This window comes from Allobosea sp. RAF48, from assembly GCF_052114025.1.
In the GTDB taxonomy this organism is placed as follows: domain Bacteria; phylum Pseudomonadota; class Alphaproteobacteria; order Rhizobiales; family Beijerinckiaceae; genus Allobosea.
The window spans coordinates 231,823-248,001 of sequence record NZ_JBFRDZ010000003.1 but is presented as its reverse complement, the minus strand read 5'-3'; the positions used below and the strand labels follow the sequence as shown (position 1 = coordinate 248,001).

Genomic DNA, 16,179 nt, shown 5'->3' with positions numbered 1-16,179 from the left:
GTCTCGCCATCGTGAAGCAAAGCCCTGCGCCGACCGGCTGCGGGGCTTTTTGCTTTGGGGCATGATGCCGCCTGTTCGACGGTCAAACCGGAGAGAAGCCATGCTGCTGTCACGCCGCCAAATCGTGGCTGGGATCGCCGGAGCCCTCGCCACGGGTATCGGGGCACGTGCAACTGTGGCGCAGGCTCTGACCGGCGCCCATGCCTTCGGCTTCGACCGGCCGGGCGGCGGAAGGCTTGCCCTGTCCGACTACCGCGACCGGCCGGTCCTCGTCGTCAACACGGCGACGCGTTGCGGCTATGCCGGGCAGATGGCGACGCTGGAACAGCTCTGGCAGCGCTACCAGGCGCGCGGGATGATGCTCGTCGCCGTGCCGAGCAATGATTTCGGCGGGCAGGAGCCGCTCGAAGGCGCTGCCATCGCCGAGGCGGCGCGGGAGAGCTATGGCGCGACCTATGCCTTCGTCGAAAAGACCGTCGTGCGCGGGCCCGAGGCGCACCCCTTCTATCGCTGGGCGGCAGCGCAGCGACCGGCCGAGGCGCCGCGCTGGAACTTCCACAAATATCTGATCGGCCGCGACGGCATGCTGATCGGCGGCTTCCCGGCGGCAACCGATCCGCTCTCCCCGCAGCTCGTCCAGGCGATCGGCGAGGAGTTGCAGGCGGGGTGAATTCCGCCATTCCCGGTCTTTGGCGAGAGCGTCATTCTCGGGCGGAGCGAAGCTCAGACCCGAGAATCTCAGGTAAGACGAAGCGCGGGAGCCTCTTCCGGCATGAGATGCTCGGGTCAAGCCCGAGCATGACGTGCTTCTATTTCTTCGGCCGGAAAGCCGCGATCAAAGCCGGATCGGTCTCGATATAGGGCCCTTCGATCAGGTCGATGCAGTAGGGGATCGCCGGCATCACCGCGTCGAGGCATTCGGCGATGGCGCGTGGACGGCCCGGCAGGTTGACGATCAGGGTCTTGCCGCGGATCCCGGCCGTCTGTCGCGAGAGGATCGCGGTCGGCACCTTGGCGAGGCTGACCTGCCGCATCAGTTCGCCGAAACCCGGCATCGGCTTCTCGATCACGTCCTCGGTCGCTTCCGGCGTGACGTCGCGCGGGGCAGGGCCGGTGCCGCCGGTGGTGACGACGAGGCAGCAGCCCTCGCGGTCGGCGAGCGCGATCAGGGTCTCGGCGATGAGCCTGCGGTCGTCGGGAATGACGCGCTCGATGGCTTCCCAGGGAGAGGTCAGCACCTTCGCCATGTAGTCGCGGATCGCCGGCCCTCCCTCGTCGGCATAGACGCCGGCCGAGGCGCGGTCCGAAACAGTGACGATTCCAATGCGGGCGATGGCGGACATCTGGCGTCTCCTGCGTAGCGCTCCGGCTCTATCGGCGAGCGCGAAGGGTGGTCAAGCGCGGGAGCCGTGCGGGCTCTCCCCTCGGCCTGCTTCTCAAGACCGCTTGGAAGGAGATGCTTGCCCCGGTCGGGCTCGGGCTGCCTCCCGCAGGCGCCGCAGCCACATCCGGCCGAGGGCCGCGAACTGCGCCGCGCCGGGCCGGCCGGGGCCGATGCGGATGATGGCGTTGGCCATCTCGCGGCGCTCGCCCCAGGCATAGGTGCCGGCATCGACGCCTTCACCGGCGCCGCTGTCGAAAAAGGCGGGCGGCGTGCCGGCAAGATCAGCCTGCAGCATCGCGATCGTCAGGGTGCGGCCAGGGGAATGGCGCGCCTGCGCTTCGTCATAGGCGATCTTGAGGAAGTGGCGGCGGTCGCCGCTTTCGACGAGCAGGCCCATGGCAAGGACCTGGCCGTCGAGCAGCAGGGTATCCATCTGCAGGGCGTCGGCGCCGGCAAAGAGCTCGGCCATCCGGCGGATATAGGCGGCGTCCGTCGGCAGGCAGGCAATCGCCGTCCCGGCAGCGCCCTTCCAGCCCGAGGCTTCGAGCGTGAGGAAGGTGTCGAGCGCGTCGAGCGCCGCGCGGCCGCGGCTACGGCGGAAGGTCAGCGCGCCATGCTTCGCCACCGCCCGGAACTGCTGCATCCGCTTCTTGTAGCTGGAGCCGAGGGAGCGCCGCAGATAGCGCTCCATATCGTCGCCGGGCTGGGGGATCATCACCGGCCGGCTCCAGCGCTCGTAGATTGAGATCCGGCTGCCCGTCTGGCGGGAAGCTTCCGAAAGGGCGGCGTAGCAGGGGCCGTCGAGCGGCAGCAGCGGCAGCAGCAGCACATGCGGCAGGTCGCGTGAGGCAAGGAGATAGCGCATCAACGCCCGGGCAGACTCCGCCGCGTGGTCGTGGTCGAGCACCGGCAGCGAGGAGACTTCGTAGAGTGGCACGAGCGGCGAGGCGAGGGCGCCGGCGAAGCCGCTGCGCCAGCCCTGTTCGCGCCGGAATGCCCAGACACCAACCAGCCGCTCGAAATCGAGCGCTTCGCTGAACCAGGCGCAGAGCACGATGATCTCGTCCTCGGGGACGAGCAGGGTTGCCGCGCGGACGGCAGCCGGCGCCATATGCGGATTGGGCTCGAGCGCGTGATGGGCGAGCTCCGCGAAAGCCGGGCCCAGTTCCGCATAAGCGGCTGGGCCGATGCGCCTGACGACGATACTGGTCAAGGTCGATGGCCGTCGCGGTTCAGCCGGTGCAGTTCGCCGCGCAGCGCCAGCACGAAGGCGATCACCTGCGCCGTTGCCCGATAAAGCTCCTCCGGAATCTCGTCGTCGAGTTCGACGGCCGAGAGCGCCTGGGCGAGGATGGCGTTCTGCTCGATCGCGACATCATGTTCGCGCGCTGTGGCGACGATGCGTTCCGCCAGCTCGCCACGGCCCTTGGCGGTGACGCGCGGCGCGCCATGCCCGTCATATTCGAGCGCGACGGCGATGCGGGGCGGCTGCGGCGCGCTCATGACAGGCGGTCCAGGAACTGGCCGGCTGTCGGCTGCATCACGCGGGGCTGGCCGGTGTGGATATCGACGGCGCCACTGGCGAAATCGGCATGGAGCAAGGCGCTTTCGAGGCCGGGTGCCGCGCCGCGCAGGAGCCGGCTGGTTTCCTCGCGCTCTGCCCAGAGCGTCACGCCGACATCGCGCGCCTGCAGGGTCACGACGCCTTGCAGCGGCCCCATCGGCTCGACATCGAGGGCGAAGCGGATGCGCCAGAGCGGCGGAGTTACACCCTGGACATCCCGCCGCGGGGCTTCGCGCTCGACTTGCAGCGGCAGGATCGCGGTGCCGTGCTGGAAGGCGATCGGGATCTCGGCAAGCCAGCGCTGCGCCGGCTGGCTGATGTCCTGCCGTGCCTGATCGAGAGGCAGCGAGGCGTATTGGGCGAGCTTTATGCGATCGAGCGCCGCGTCGGTCTGATCGAGCAGCGTCTCAGCAATGGCAAGTGGCTTCTCGCCCGGCGAAAGCGTCGGCTCGGCGGCGGCCTGGGGCAGCAGCGGGCCATCCCGCCGAGGCGGGGCGGTGCGGTTGGCGTTGTCCGCTGCGGTGCCCGGCAGGCTGTCGGATGGCCGGTCGGGCGCGAGCGCAGCGGGGGCGCGGTCCAGCTGGCTGGCCTTCGGCCCCGGCGACAGACTGTCGATGATCGGCTGCAGCGTCTCGCGCAGCGCCTGGAGGCTGGTCTTGAGATCGCCCTGCCTCGGGGTGGGCGCCCCGGCGGCCTGGCGAGCCTCCGTGAATAGACCTGAACCCTGGAACGCTTCCTTCAGGCGCAGCGCCGTGACCGGCTGACGTTCAGCGGGCATCGCTTGAGCCAGCACGCGATCGATGGCCGCCAGCAGGGGTTTCGGCAAGGTCAGTGCGATCGAGCCCTGCGCCAGGCCGCGCAGATTGGCGAAGAGCGGGGCGAGGCTATCCTGGGTTTGCAGCACGGAGCCGAGCAATGGCCCGGCAAGCATGCGCGCCGCCGCGGGGTTTGGAATGACGGGGCCAGCCGGGGGCGCCCCGGGCTGCGCGGCCAAGCCGGCAGGGGAGACAGGAGAAGAGGTGGCAAGTAGGCTGCCCGCAGATGGTGCGGGCGCATTGGCAGGAGCGGCCGTCGGAGCAGATTGCGGCGCCTGGCTGGTGGCTGGCGGCAAAGGCGTTGGAACCGGAGCCGGTGCTGGCGCGGTGGATGCCGGGTTGCCGGCCGGCAGCGACATGTCCGGTCGTAGGCTCGCAAGCGCGACGGCCGGTTGCGAGGTTGCCGGGCTTGGGGGCGAGGCCGGGGGCGGACGCACCTCGACCAGCGTGGCGCGCAGATCGCCGCCGGGTTGCTCGGGAGGGTCGAGGCGCAGCAGCAGGGTGGCTCCAGGCTGTAGCTCCGCCTGCTTCGCCTGCGGGCCGGCCAGGACGAGGGCGACCTTGCTGTCGCCGATCATGGCCGTTGGCGTGCCGTCCGTCTCCAGAGAGAGCAACCTGGCCTGCACCGTCCGGCCAGCCGTCAGCTCGCCCGCCGCTTCGAGCGCCTGCAGCAGGGTGGCAAAGGTCTGGCTCTTGACGAGCTGGGTGAGGTTCATCTGGCTGCCATGTGACGACGGCCCATCCTGTCACGAAAGATTAAGCGTTTCCTTGCTGTTGGCCGTGCCGCGCAGGGCGCGCCTGCGCCGTCGGCTCTGGCGTCGCCGCTAGCCCTGCTGCAGGCTCGGCGCTCCCCCATCCGAAGGTTGACTGCCATGGATTATCGCCGTCTCGGCCGCTCCGGCCTCAATGTCTCGCCGTTGTGCCTGGGCACGATGATGTTCGGCGGCCCGACGGATGAGGCGACCTCGCGCCGGATCGTCGACAGCGCCCGCGAGACGGGCATCAACTTCATCGACACGGCCGATGTCTACAACGAGGGGCGCTCGGAGGAGGTCACCGGCCGCGCCATCGCCGCCAATCGCCACGACTGGGTGCTGGCGACCAAGGTGGCGAATGCGATGGGGCCGGGCCCGATGAGCGGCGGCCTGTCGCGTCGCTGGATGATGCGCGCCTGCGAGGACAGCCTGCGCCGGCTCGGCACGGAGACGATCGACATCTACTATCTCCACAAGGAGGATCATCAGACGCCGCTGGAGGAGACGGTGCATGCGATTGCCGATCTCGTCCGCCAGGGCAAGATCCGGCATTTCGGCGTCTCGAACTATCGGGCCTGGCGGCTGGCCGAGATCTGCCGGCTCTGCGACGAGCTCGGCATCGACCGGCCCGTCGTCAGCCAGCCCTATTACAACGCGATGAATCGCATGCCCGAGGTCGAGCACCTGCCAGCCTGCGGCTATTTCGGCCTCGGCGTCGCCTCCTATTCGCCACTGGCGCGCGGCGTGCTGACGGCGAAGTATGCGCCCGGCGAGGCTCCGGCCGAGGGCACGCGCGCCGGGCGCGGCGACCGGCGGATCATGCAGGCGGAATGGCGCGAGGAGAGCCTCGTCATCGCCCAGACGTTCAAGGAGCATGCCGCCAGGAAGGGGCTGACCCCGATCCAGTTCGCCGTGCGCTGGGTGCTGAACAACGCCTTCGTCACGGCGGCGATCGCTGGGCCGCGCACCTTCGAGCAATGGCAGGCCTATCTTGCGGCGCTCGACGCCGGTTTCGACAAGGAGGACGAGGCGCTGGTCGACAGCCTCGTGCCGCCGGGCCACCCCTCGACGCCTGGCTATTCCGATCCGGCCTATCCGCTCGAAGGGCGGATCAGCCGGGCGGGTTAGTACTGTCCGGGCAGATCGAACACCTGCTTTGTTGAACGCTTGGCTTGTTGAACATTGGGCGCGCCCGCTAGTTTGAACGGCGGGCCGCAGGGAGCCCGCCGCGAAGGAAGGGCGAATGGCGGCCGAGGCAGGACTGACGAGCGACCTCGTCAAGGTCGTGGCGCTGCTCGGCGCCGGTGTCGTGGCCGTGCCGGTCTTCCGCAAGCTCGGGCTCGGCTCCGTGCTCGGCTATTTCGGCGCGGGTATCGTGATCGGCCCCTTCGGCCTCGGTCTGTTTTCCAATCCCGAAGGCATTCTGCACATCGCCGAATTCGGCGTGGTGATGTTCCTGTTCGTGATCGGGCTCGAGATGCAGCCCTCACGGCTCTGGGGCCTGAGGAGTAGCATCTTCGGGCTCGGCATCGCGCAGGTTCTCGCCTGCGGCTTTCTGCTGACGCTGTTCGGCATGGCCGGCGGCCTCGGTGTCAAGGTCGCCTTCATTGCGGGGATGGGCTTCGTGCTGTCCTCGACGGCCGTGGTCATGCAGATGCTCAACGAGCGTGGCGAGACCTCGACACCGCAGGGGCAGAAGGCGGTCTCGATCCTGCTGCTCGAAGACCTCGCCATCGTGCCGCTGCTCGCCATCGTCGCGTTCCTGTCGCCGCAGCGGGGCGGCCACGAACAGGCCTGGGTCTCCTTCGCCATTGCCGCGGGCGCGCTCGGCGGGCTGATCGCAGCCGGGCGCTGGCTGCTCAACCCGATGTTCCGCGTGCTGGCGGCCGCCGAGGCGCGGGAGGTGATGACCGCGGCGGCGCTGCTCGTGGTGCTCGGCGCGGCGCTCGCCATGCAGCTCGGTGGGCTGTCGATGGCGATGGGCGCGTTTCTGGCCGGCGTGCTCCTGTCCGAATCCACCTTCCGCCATCAGCTCGAAGCAGACATCGAGCCGTTCCGCGGTATCCTGCTCGGGCTCTTCTTTCTTGCTGTCGGCATGTCGCTCGACCTCGGCGTCGTGGCGCGCGAATGGCGCCTCGTCCTGGCCGCCGTCATCGGCTTCACGGCGGTCAAGGCGCTCGGCATCTTCATCGTTGCCAAGCTCTTCGGCTCGGACTGGCGCGAGGCGATCACGCGCGTCGCGCTGTTCTCGCAAGGTGGTGAGTTCGCCTTCGTGCTCTATGCCGCCGCCGCGGCCGCCGGCATCTTCGATTCGCGCATGACCGCCATCGCCAGCGGCACCGTGATCATCTCGATGGCGTTGACGCCGCTGCTCGCGCTGGCGCTCGACCGCTTCATGCCTGCGCCGCCGACCGATCTCGATGGCATTGAGGTCGCTGACGGGCTGAAGGGGCAGGCGCTGATCGTCGGTTTCGGCCGCTTCGGCCAGGTTGCGAGCCAGGCACTGCTCGCCCGCGGCATCAGCGTCTCGATCATCGATTTCGATGTCGAGATGATCCGGGCTGCGTCGCAGTTCGGCTTCAAGCTCTATTATGGCGACGGAACGCGGAGCGACATCCTCCACGCCGCCGGCGCCGAGCGGGCCGAGGTGATCGTGGTCTGCGTCGACCGGCGGCAGACCGCGGATGCGATCGTGCGGCTGGCGCAGGCCGAATTCCCACATGCCAAGCTGTTCGTGCGTGCCTATGACCGAGGTCATGCGCTCGACCTCGTCCATGCCGGCGTCGAGTATCAGATCCGGGAGACCTTCGAATCGGCGATGGTCTTCGGCACGGCACTGTTGAAATGCCTCGGCGTTCCCGAGGATGAGGCCGACGCGATCGAGGCGGATGTGCGCCGCCGCGACGACGAGCGCTTCGACCTTCAGCTGGCGGGTGATCTCTACTCCGGGCGCGAACTCCTCAGGAACAACGCGCCGACCCCGACGCCGCTGACGAAGCCGAAGCGACCCGGCCAGATCCCGGCGAATTTGCCCGACGACATCGGCGGGGAGAGCTGAGAGACTGTTTGAAAATTCACTGAACCCTCATCCTTAGGAGCCCTTCCGGCAGGAATGGCTCCTAAGGATGAGGGCTGGAGTTCCCAAACGGCCTCTGAGTGCGGGCGTCAGCTCAGTTCAGGATGCAGAAGCCGCCGACCACCACCTCGGTCCGGCACCAGGTCTTCTGGTCGCCTTCGTTGGCGGTCAGGCGCAGCGGAACGGGTTCCTCGCGCGGTGCGCTGGAAGGCGGGAAGGGCACCCGCTCGGGTTTGTCAGATTCTGCCGCCTGAGTGCGATTGGCGGCGGCTGCGCCGGGGACGATGACGATGCTGCGGCTGGTCTTGGTGGTGGCGCCGCTGCGGCCGCCACGGAATCGGGCGGCCTCCGCCTGAACCGGCAGGAAGGTGGAGGCAGCGAGCAGGCAGGCGAGGGCAGCAATGCGGCGCATGGAGCGATCTCCCGATTGCAGGCAGGATGCCGCGATCTGCCGCAACGGCAAGGAAAGCCTCGGATCAGCATCAGCGAGGCGTTAACGCGAATGGTCAGGCTGCCGCATGTTCCCGGGTCAGGCTGTCCCATGCCGCCATGGCGCCGCGCACGATCGCTTCGAGCAGCGTGCGCGAGGCGCCGTCCCGGGCCTGGATCGACATGCCCTGCTGAACCGTGACGTAGTAGCTCGCGATCGGGCGCGGATCGAGGGAGGCGGGCAGTTCGCCTGCCGCGATCGCCCGGTTCAGCCGCTCTTCGATCATGGCGACGCTGCCGGCCCGCATCTCGCGCAGGATTCGGCCGGTTTCCTCGCCGACGCCGACCGCATTGACGGCCGATAGCACGACCATGCAGCCGGGCGGGCGGCCGGGCCGGGTGAAGGTCGCGGCGCTCGCCATGAGATAGCCCTCGACCGCCGCGCGCGCGGTCGGCGCGTTCTGCAGGGGGGCGACGATGTCGTCGCTCTCTGTCGCGGCGAAATGGGCAATGGCCTCGCGATAGAGTTCCTCCTTGCTGCCGAAGGCGGCGTAGAGGCTGGGCGAATTGATGCCCATGGCGTCGGTGAGGTCGCTCATCGACGCCGCCTGGTAGCCACGCTCCCAGAACACGTCCATGGCGCGTTCCAGCGCTGCCTGCCGGTCGAAACTGCGTGGGCGGCCTCGTTCGGCCATGCCGCTCCCCTCTCCGAAATAATTCTGTGTCGATCACTATGTATTTTGCTTGACGCCTTCAGGCAAGCACGTCATTCGTTTGTGTATCGATCATCACATAAATGGAGTTTGCCATGTCCCGCCTCGCAGGAAAGCGTGCTCTCGTCACCGGCGGCAGCCGCGGGATCGGCGCTGCCATCGCCAAGCGGCTGGCTGCCGAAGGTGCGGATGTCGCGCTCACCTATGAACGTTCCGCCGACAAGGCCGCCGAGGTCGTGAATGCGATCGAGGCGCTCGGTCGCAAAGGCGTCGCCATCGCCGCCGACAGCGCCGATGCCGAGGCCGTGAAGCGTTCGGTCAACGAGGCGACGAAGGCGCTCGGCGGTCTCGACATCCTCGTCAACAACGCCGGCATCTATCGCGGTGGCCCGGTCGCAGATTGGAGCCTCGCCGATATCGACGCGACGCTCGCCGTGAACATCCGCGCCGTGGTGCTGGCCTCGCAGGCCGCGGCTGCGCATCTCGGCGAGGGCGGGCGTATCATCTCGATCGGCTCCTGCCTTGCCGAGCGGGTGGTCGAGTCCGACATCACGCTCTATGCAATGAGCAAGGCGGCGCTGATCGGCTTCACAAAAGGGCTGGCGCGCGATCTCGGCCGGCGCGGCATTACGGTCAACATCGTCCATCCCGGCTCGACCGATACCGACATGAACCCGGCCAACGGTCCGGGCGCGGAGGCGCAGCTCGCGCGCATGGCCATTCCCGCCTATGGCAGGCCGGAAGATATCGCCGGGGCCGTCGCCTATCTCGCCAGCGATGAGGGCCGCTTCATCACCGGTGCCGGCTTCGCCATCGACGGCGGCGTCAACACCTGAAATGGCGCCGTCATGCTCGGGCTTGACCCGAGCATCTCGCGACCATGGCGCTCGGGAGGCTTTCTAATGCCCGGGCAGGACGATCACGGTGGGCGTCGCCGGCAGCGTGGCCTTGCTCAGCGTGATCGTCGGGCGCTCGCGGCGCTCGACCGGCCAGAGATCCTGCGTGCGGGCGAGGAAGCGGTTCAGCGTGCCGCCGCCGAAGAAATGCATCGGGATCATCACGCGAGCCTGCAGCGACTTCAGCACCTCCACCATGCCTTCCTGGTCGAGCGTGTAGCTGCCGTCCACCGGAAAGAGCACCACATCGACCCGGCCGAGCGCGCGCAGATGGCCGGGTTCGAGCGGGTGATGCAGATGGCCGAGATGGGCGATGCAGAGATCGCCGATCTCGAAGACGAAGATCGAGTTGCCGTCGTAATCGGTGCCGCCGTCATAGGTTCGGATATTGGTCGGCACGTTGCGGACGCGAACATCGCCGAGCGTGACGTCATGATGGGCGGCGCCCTTACCCTCAGGATCCCAGCCGCGCAGCACTTGCTTGATGCCCGGGTCGGGATGGTTCGAGTAATGGGTCGAATGCGCCTTGTTCATCGTGGCGATGTCGGGCGTCACCGGGGGGCGGATATAGTCGTTGTAGTCGGTCGCGATCTTCACGCCACCGGGCGTCTCGATCAGGAAGGTGGCATGGCCGACGAAGGTGAGCCGGACCTCGTCCTTCGCCAATTGCACGCGCTGGATCGGCAGGCCGAGGCGCGCCATCTCCGGGCGGCAGCCCGGCTCGCCCGGTTGGGCGCGGGTGGGCGAGGGGATGAAACCTGCGATAGCGGCGACAACAAATGCCAGTGCTGCGAAGGGGCTCGACAGATTCATCGCACGGCTCCTGCTTTCCTTTGCCTGCGACGATCAGGCAAAGGGTGGGCCGTTGGAAGCGCTCTGGCGGTTTTGTGAACTGACGCCGAGGCGCGGCCCGCGACCCGCATTTCACTGTTTGGGCAATCTGACCTCGACATTCGCCTCGGCGAGGCGCCGGTAAAGCTTCCTGCGCCGCAGAATCGGCACCCAGTCGTAGAGAAACATCTCCGCTGGGCGCCAGATCACGACCCAGCCGATGATGATCAGGCTCTCCTGGAAGACGCGCGCGAAGGGGCCCTCCTGTCCCCGGGTCAGCAGCCAGCTGAGGAACAGGCAGGCGGCGAGCCCGGCGAAGCCGATCATCAAGGCCAGCCGGCCGTCCCGGAAGAGCTCGTACAACGCCCGCGTCTCGGCGCTGGCCCGGCCGGCGAACCAGCGGGTGATGGTCGCGGCGAGGTCCGGAAGAGGCCTGTCGTGTGTGTCGGGCTTTTCCAGATGGATCACGATTGCGATCGGCCGGTCCTTCGGCAGATCGCGGGCCCAGTCGAGGATGTACTCCTCGGCCTCGGCGGCGAGGTCGCCTTCGCGAAAGGGGAAAGGGTCGAGGCTGTTGTAGAGCTGCGCGCCGTCGCGCAGCCTCAGCTCGATCAGGGCCTTGCCGTTCTGGTCTGACATCTCGGATCAGGTCTTTGCCGCGGTCGGTCCGCATTGTTCAGGAGGCGCGCGGCGGCCGCAATCCGCCCGATGCGGTTGCGGCGCGGGCTGCCGCTCGCTACATAGCGGCCAGATTTCCCGACATCTCGTCGCCAAGCGCCTGAAAGCGGAGCCCGCTCGCCTCATGTCCCGCCAGTTCATCTACCATATGCGCGGCCTGTCCAAGACCTATCCGGGCGGCAAGCAGGTTTTGAAGGACATCCATCTCTCGTTCTATCCGGACGCCAAGATCGGCGTGCTCGGCGTCAACGGCGCGGGCAAGTCGACCCTGCTCAAGATCATGGCCGGGTTCGACAAGGAGTGGACCGGCGAGGCCTGGGTCGCGGAGGGCGCGCGCGTCGGCTATCTGCCGCAGGAGCCGAAGCTCGACGAGACCCTGACGGTGCGCGAGAACGTCATGCTCGGCGTCGCGCCGCAGAAGGCGATCCTCGACCGCTACAACGAGCTCGCCATGAACTATTCGGACGAGACCGCCGACGAGATGACCAATCTCCAGGACGAGATCGAGGCGAAGGGGCTGTGGGATCTCGACTCCAAGGTCGACCAGGCGATGGACGCGCTGCGCTGCCCGCCCGACGACTGGGCCGTCGACAAGCTCTCGGGCGGCGAGCGCCGCCGCGTCGCCATGTGCAAGCTGCTGCTGGAGCAGCCGGAGCTGCTGCTGCTCGACGAGCCGACCAACCATCTGGACGCCGAGACCACCGCCTGGCTCGAAGGCCATCTGCGGACCTACCCGGGCGCGATCCTGATCGTCACCCACGATCGCTACTTCCTCGACAACGTCACGAGCTGGATCCTCGAGCTCGATCGCGGCCAGGGCATACCCTATGAGGGCAACTACTCGGCCTGGTCGGTGCAGAAGCAGAAGCGCCTGGCTCAGGAAGGCCGCGAGGACGTGTCGCGTCAGAAGACACTGGAGCGCGAGGCCGAGTGGATGGCCGCTTCGCCGAAGGCCCGCCAGGCCAAGAGCAAGGCCCGCATCCAGCGCTATGACGAGCTGGTCCAGAAGGCCAACAACAAGGGGCCGGACACCGCCCAGATCATCATCCCGATTGCCGAGCGGCTGGGCAACAACGTCGTCGATTTCGAGGACCTGTCGAAGGGCTTCCAGGACAAGCTCCTGATCGACGGACTGTCCTTCAAGCTGCCGCCGGGCGGCATCGTCGGCGTGATCGGCCCCAACGGCGCCGGCAAGACGACGCTGTTCAAGATGATCACCGGGGTCGAGAAGCCCGATGCCGGCACGATCAAGGTCGGCGAGAGCGTCCAGCTCGGCTATGTCGACCAGAGCCGCGACTCGCTCGACGACAAGAAGAACGTCTGGGAGGAAATCTCCGGCGGCAACGACATCCTCTATCTCGGCAAGCGCGAGATCAATTCCCGCGCCTATTGCTCGGCCTTCAACTTCAAGGGCGGCGACCAGCAGAAGAAGGTCGGCTCGCTCTCGGGTGGTGAACGCAACCGCGTCCACCTCGCCAAGATGCTGAAGTCCGGCGCCAACCTGCTGCTGCTCGACGAGCCGACCAACGACCTCGACGTCGACACGCTCCGCGCGCTTGAAGAGGCGCTGGAGGATTATGCCGGCTGCGCCGTGATCATCAGCCACGATCGCTGGTTCCTCGACCGTATCGCGACCCATATCCTCGCCTTCGAGGGCGACAGCCATGTCGAGTGGTTCGAGGGCAACTTCGCCGAATACGAGGAGGACAAGAAGCGTCGCCTCGGCATCGACTCCACCATTCCCAAGCGCATCCAGTACAAGAAGTTCACGCGCTGAGGTTTCGCGAGGGCGCCGCGCGATGCGGCGCTCTCATCCTGCTGCTGCCTTCCGTCGAGCCCGCCGATGCGCCTCCAGTCGCCGGCGGGCTTTGCTTTTGGGGAGGGCGCCGGAGGGGCCACCGGAGGCTTTTGGGCCCGCTTCGGAAAGCGGACGATCAGCTGCAGATTTCGGCTTCGACCGACGCCATGGCCTCCCGGTACGACCGCACATGAATGCCGTCATGGGTGCTGTCCGGCTTGGCGAGGCCGTCGACTCCGTCGCGGGTTCCGGCGAAGGGGTCGATGAACGTGCAGGCGTTGCGGCTGCAGGCCCGCTTCAGCCGCTCCGACAGGGCGACGACCGCCGCCGGCTCATAATATTTGATCATCGAGGGCTCGGCCGGGGGAACGGCGGCGACGAAGACCTTCGCGGACAGTGCGGCCGCGCTGGCGATGAGCCGGTCGGTGTTGCGTTCGAATGCGTCGAGGTATTTCGGCTGGGTGGGATTGCGCTTGCGATGCAGGTCGTTCGTGCCGACCAGGATGACGATGGTGCTGGGCTTCTTCGTAAAGGCAAACTTCGCCCAATGGCCGTTCATATCCGTCATCTTGGCGCCGCTGATGCCGGCGTTGACGACGTTGCGGCCGCAGAGGCGATGGGTCGAGTTGATCATCTCGGCGTTGGAGTCGCCCGCGATGAAGACATAGTCGGGATCGGCTTCGCCGATCTGGGCGTTGATCACCGCGAGCCTCGCCAGAAGCGGGAAGTTCTCGGCCGGTTTGCGCAGCGCGAGATAGGTGCCGGCTGCCGCGGCGGCGATGAGCCCCATGGCAAGAGCCGCAATGATGCGGCGTGAGCGGAACCATCCGGCGAAGACAATGGGCCCCGGCAGGCGCGCGAGCAGGCTTGTTTCGGTGGCGAGGAGGCGGGGGCGCAGCTTCATCGCGTTCTTTTCGACGAAGTGCCAGGAGAGGAAGGCGAGGATGAAGGCCAGGCACCAGGAGATGGCGGCATTGGCCCACCAGGACTGGCCTCCCGCGCCGAAGGTGGCGACCACTGCCTGCTGGATCGGGAAGCCGTAGAGGAACAGGCCGTAGGAATAGTCGCCCGACGAGACCAGCCAGACGCGGCGCGGCCTGGTGAGCCCGATGAAGGCGGTGAGATAGGCGCAAGGGAGGGCGATCAGATAGTCGCCGCCGGGGAAGCTCAGCCCCAGCAGCGTTGCTCCGAGGGACAGCGCGAACAGCGCCTTGCTCCACACGATCCGCTTCCGGAACAGATAGAAGCCGATGCCGTAGAGAAAGCAGAGGATCAGCACGGGGCCCGAGACGGTGACGCCCGGCTGATGACGCCTGATCAGGACGTAGATGACGAAAATGACGGCGTGGACGGCGAGGATCGTGGCCAGGGCGCGATCGCTCCGGCGCAATAGTCCCAGCGCCGTGATGCCGGCAATGATCAGGTAACAATACAGTTCCCAAGGTAGGGTCCAGAGCTGGCCGTTGACCAGCCCCGCCCAGGGATTGTCCAGAAACACTCCCGGCAGCGAAAATTGGACGACGCCGAGGATGTTCAGGAAATACTGCCGGAAGAGCGGGCTGGCAAAATACTCCTTCAGCGGCAGCGTCGTGAAGATCGCGCCGATGACGATGGCGGCGGCAAAGGTCTCCACAGCGAGGGCTGGAACCAGCCGGAGCAGCCGCAGCCCGAGGAACGAGATCAGAGACCGGCAGCGTTCGAGGCTGCCGGCGACGAGAAAGCCGCTCAATGCGAAGAACATCGGCAGGATCAGGGCCACCGCCGGGCGCAGCGCTCCGCCGAAAATCCGAAGCGTCTCGCCGACGCCGTAGGCCACACCCACCGCATGGGTGACGATGACGAGCGTCGAGAGCAGGAGGCGCAGATAGTCGAACCCGGCCGGCCGGTTGCCGGCGGCCGCCAGACGGTCTGCGAAGGACGGACCGGCGAACAGGCGCTGCGGGAGGCTCACGCGCGCCGTCAGGGGCGGGTCCGCCGGCGCGGCCTGCTCCGGATAGTAGGCCAGTGGTCTCAGGATAGGTCTCCCCGCGGGTGGATCAGGCTCTCGGCTTGCCGCCGACGAGGATGCTTGCGTCGACATCCCTGATGTCCCGCTTGCCGCAGAGCGCCATGGTGATGTCGAGCTCCTTGCGGATGATGTCGAGCGCGGCGGTGACGCCCTGCTCGCCCATGGCACCGAGGCCGTAGAGGAAGGCGCGGCCGATGAAGGTGCCCTTGGCGCCGAGCGCGATCGCCTTAAGCACGTCCTGGCCCGAGCGGATGCCGCCGTCGAAGAGCACCTCGATGCGGTTGCCGACCTGCTCGACGATGCCGGGCAGGGCCTCGATCGAGGACAGCGCGCCGTCGAGCTGCCGTCCGCCATGGTTCGAGACGATCAGCGCGTCGGCGCCGCTCTTGGCCGCCATCTCGGCGTCCTCGGGATCGAGGATGCCCTTGAGGATCAGCTTGCCGCCCCATTGGTCCTTGATCCACTGGACGTCGTCCCAGTTGAGCTGCGGATCGAACTGGCTGGCGGTCCAGGAGGAAAGCGAGGACATGTCGGCGACGCCGGTGACGTGGCCGACGATGTTGCCGAACTGCCGGCGCGGCGTGTCCAGCATCTTCAGGCACCAGAGCGGCTTGAAGGCGAGGTTGATCAGGTTGGCGATGGTCGGCTTCGGCGGGGCGGAGAGGCCGTTGCGGATGTCCTTGTGGCGCTGGCCGAGGATCTGCAGGTCTAGCGTCAGCACCAGCGCGGAGCAGCCGGCAGCCTTGGCGCGCTGGATCAGGCGGGAGATGAAGTCGCGGTCCTTCATCACATAGAGCTGGAACCAGAACGGCGCCTGGGTGTGGTTCGCCACGTCCTCGATCGAGCAGATGCTCATGGTCGAGAGCGTGAAGGGCACGCCTGCCTTCGCGGCAGCGCGGGCCGCGAGGATCTCGCCATCGGCGTGCTGCATGCCGGTAAGGCCGGTGGGGGCGAGTGCGACCGGCATCGCGACTGGCTGGCCGATCATCTCGGAAGCCAGCGAGCGGTTGGTCATGTCGACGGCGACGCGCTGGCGCAGCTTGATCTTGGCGAAGTCGGTCTCGTTCGAGCGATAGGTGCTCTCGGTCCAGGCACCGGAATCGGCGTAATCGTAGAACATGCGCGGCACGCGGCGCTTGGCCAGAAGGCGCAGGTCTTCGATGGTCAGGGGCTGGGCCATGTTCTCGTCTCGCCGTTCGCTTCCTGTCAGTTTCCTCGGCTGAGTCGCATGA

General features: G+C 67.3%; 15 protein-coding genes. 5 read left to right on the top strand and 10 right to left on the bottom strand.

The window, feature by feature from the left end:
* Positions 1 to 100: 100 nt before the first annotated feature.
* The gene (locus tag AB4Z10_RS07375; protein ID WP_441469736.1) at positions 101 to 670 is read left to right on the top strand and encodes a glutathione peroxidase; all 570 of its coding nucleotides are present in this window, start codon (positions 101 to 103) and stop codon (positions 668 to 670) included.
* A 139-nt stretch (positions 671 to 809) separates the two neighbouring features.
* Here AB4Z10_RS07375 and mog read toward each other — a convergent pair whose 3' ends face one another.
* The 4 genes from mog to fliK all read right to left on the bottom strand — a co-directional run bounded on the left by mog (position 810) and on the right by fliK (position 4,479).
* The gene (gene mog, locus AB4Z10_RS07370) at positions 810 to 1,343 is read right to left on the bottom strand and encodes a molybdopterin adenylyltransferase (RefSeq protein ID WP_441469735.1); all 534 of its coding nucleotides are present in this window, start codon (positions 1,341 to 1,343) and stop codon (positions 810 to 812) included.
* 93 nt (positions 1,344 to 1,436) lie between these two features.
* A complete protein-coding gene (locus AB4Z10_RS07365; protein ID WP_441469734.1) occupies positions 1,437 to 2,597 on the bottom strand; it encodes a GNAT family N-acetyltransferase in 1,161 nt (386 codons plus the stop codon).
* Complete coding sequence (locus AB4Z10_RS07360; protein WP_441469733.1) at positions 2,594 to 2,887, bottom strand: EscU/YscU/HrcU family type III secretion system export apparatus switch protein; 294 nt, start codon at positions 2,885 to 2,887, stop codon at positions 2,594 to 2,596. Before AB4Z10_RS07360 ends, AB4Z10_RS07365 begins: the two co-directional genes overlap by 4 nt.
* Positions 2,884 to 4,479, bottom strand: a complete 1,596-nt coding sequence (fliK, locus tag AB4Z10_RS07355) for a flagellar hook-length control protein FliK (RefSeq protein WP_441469732.1) — start codon at positions 4,477 to 4,479, stop codon at positions 2,884 to 2,886. Before fliK ends, AB4Z10_RS07360 begins: the two co-directional genes overlap by 4 nt.
* A 156-nt stretch (positions 4,480 to 4,635) precedes the next feature.
* On the opposite strand from fliK, the gene AB4Z10_RS07350 reads away from it, so the two are divergent.
* Positions 4,636 to 5,646: an aldo/keto reductase gene (locus tag AB4Z10_RS07350; RefSeq protein ID WP_441469731.1), complete on the top strand. Its 1,011-nt coding sequence runs from the start codon at positions 4,636 to 4,638 to the stop codon at positions 5,644 to 5,646.
* Between the two features lie 115 nt (positions 5,647 to 5,761).
* On the top strand, positions 5,762 to 7,576 hold the full coding sequence (locus tag AB4Z10_RS07345) for a monovalent cation:proton antiporter-2 (CPA2) family protein (protein WP_441469730.1): 1,815 nt from the start codon (positions 5,762 to 5,764) through the stop codon (positions 7,574 to 7,576).
* Between the two features lie 112 nt (positions 7,577 to 7,688).
* On the opposite strand, the gene AB4Z10_RS07340 is transcribed toward AB4Z10_RS07345, so the two are convergent.
* Positions 7,689 to 8,006 (bottom strand): hypothetical protein, encoded by a 318-nt coding sequence (locus tag AB4Z10_RS07340; RefSeq protein WP_441469729.1) that lies wholly within the window; start codon positions 8,004 to 8,006, stop codon positions 7,689 to 7,691.
* 94 nt (positions 8,007 to 8,100) lie between these two features.
* Positions 8,101 to 8,718, bottom strand: a complete 618-nt coding sequence (locus tag AB4Z10_RS07335) for a TetR/AcrR family transcriptional regulator (RefSeq protein WP_441469728.1) — start codon at positions 8,716 to 8,718, stop codon at positions 8,101 to 8,103.
* A 113-nt stretch (positions 8,719 to 8,831) separates the two neighbouring features.
* Between AB4Z10_RS07335 and AB4Z10_RS07330 the strand changes: the two genes are divergently transcribed.
* Entirely contained in the window at positions 8,832 to 9,572 is a 741-nt protein-coding gene (locus AB4Z10_RS07330) for a 3-oxoacyl-ACP reductase family protein (protein WP_441469727.1), read from the top strand.
* Positions 9,573 to 9,635: 63 nt separating this feature from the next.
* On the opposite strand, the gene AB4Z10_RS07325 is transcribed toward AB4Z10_RS07330, so the two are convergent.
* Positions 9,636 to 10,445: an MBL fold metallo-hydrolase gene (locus AB4Z10_RS07325; RefSeq protein ID WP_441469726.1), complete on the bottom strand. Its 810-nt coding sequence runs from the start codon at positions 10,443 to 10,445 to the stop codon at positions 9,636 to 9,638.
* A gap of 111 nt (positions 10,446 to 10,556) precedes the next feature.
* On the bottom strand, positions 10,557 to 11,102 hold the full coding sequence (locus AB4Z10_RS07320; RefSeq protein WP_441469725.1) for a hypothetical protein: 546 nt from the start codon (positions 11,100 to 11,102) through the stop codon (positions 10,557 to 10,559).
* Between the two features lie 163 nt (positions 11,103 to 11,265).
* Here AB4Z10_RS07320 and ettA point away from each other — a divergent pair, with 163 nt between their 5' ends.
* Complete coding sequence (gene ettA / locus AB4Z10_RS07315; RefSeq protein ID WP_441469724.1) at positions 11,266 to 12,918, top strand: energy-dependent translational throttle protein EttA; 1,653 nt, start codon at positions 11,266 to 11,268, stop codon at positions 12,916 to 12,918.
* Positions 12,919 to 13,075: 157 nt separating this feature from the next.
* Here the strand turns inward: ettA and AB4Z10_RS07310 are convergent, their stop codons facing one another.
* Both AB4Z10_RS07310 and AB4Z10_RS07305 read right to left on the bottom strand, forming a co-directional pair.
* Positions 13,076 to 14,890 carry an acyltransferase family protein gene (locus tag AB4Z10_RS07310; RefSeq protein WP_441469723.1) on the bottom strand — a complete coding sequence of 605 codons (1,815 nt, stop codon included), beginning with the start codon at positions 14,888 to 14,890 and terminating at the stop codon, positions 13,076 to 13,078.
* 85 nt (positions 14,891 to 14,975) lie between these two features.
* A complete protein-coding gene (locus tag AB4Z10_RS07305; RefSeq protein ID WP_441469722.1) occupies positions 14,976 to 16,127 on the bottom strand; it encodes an alpha-hydroxy acid oxidase in 1,152 nt (383 codons plus the stop codon).
* Positions 16,128 to 16,179: the final 52 nt, after the last annotated feature.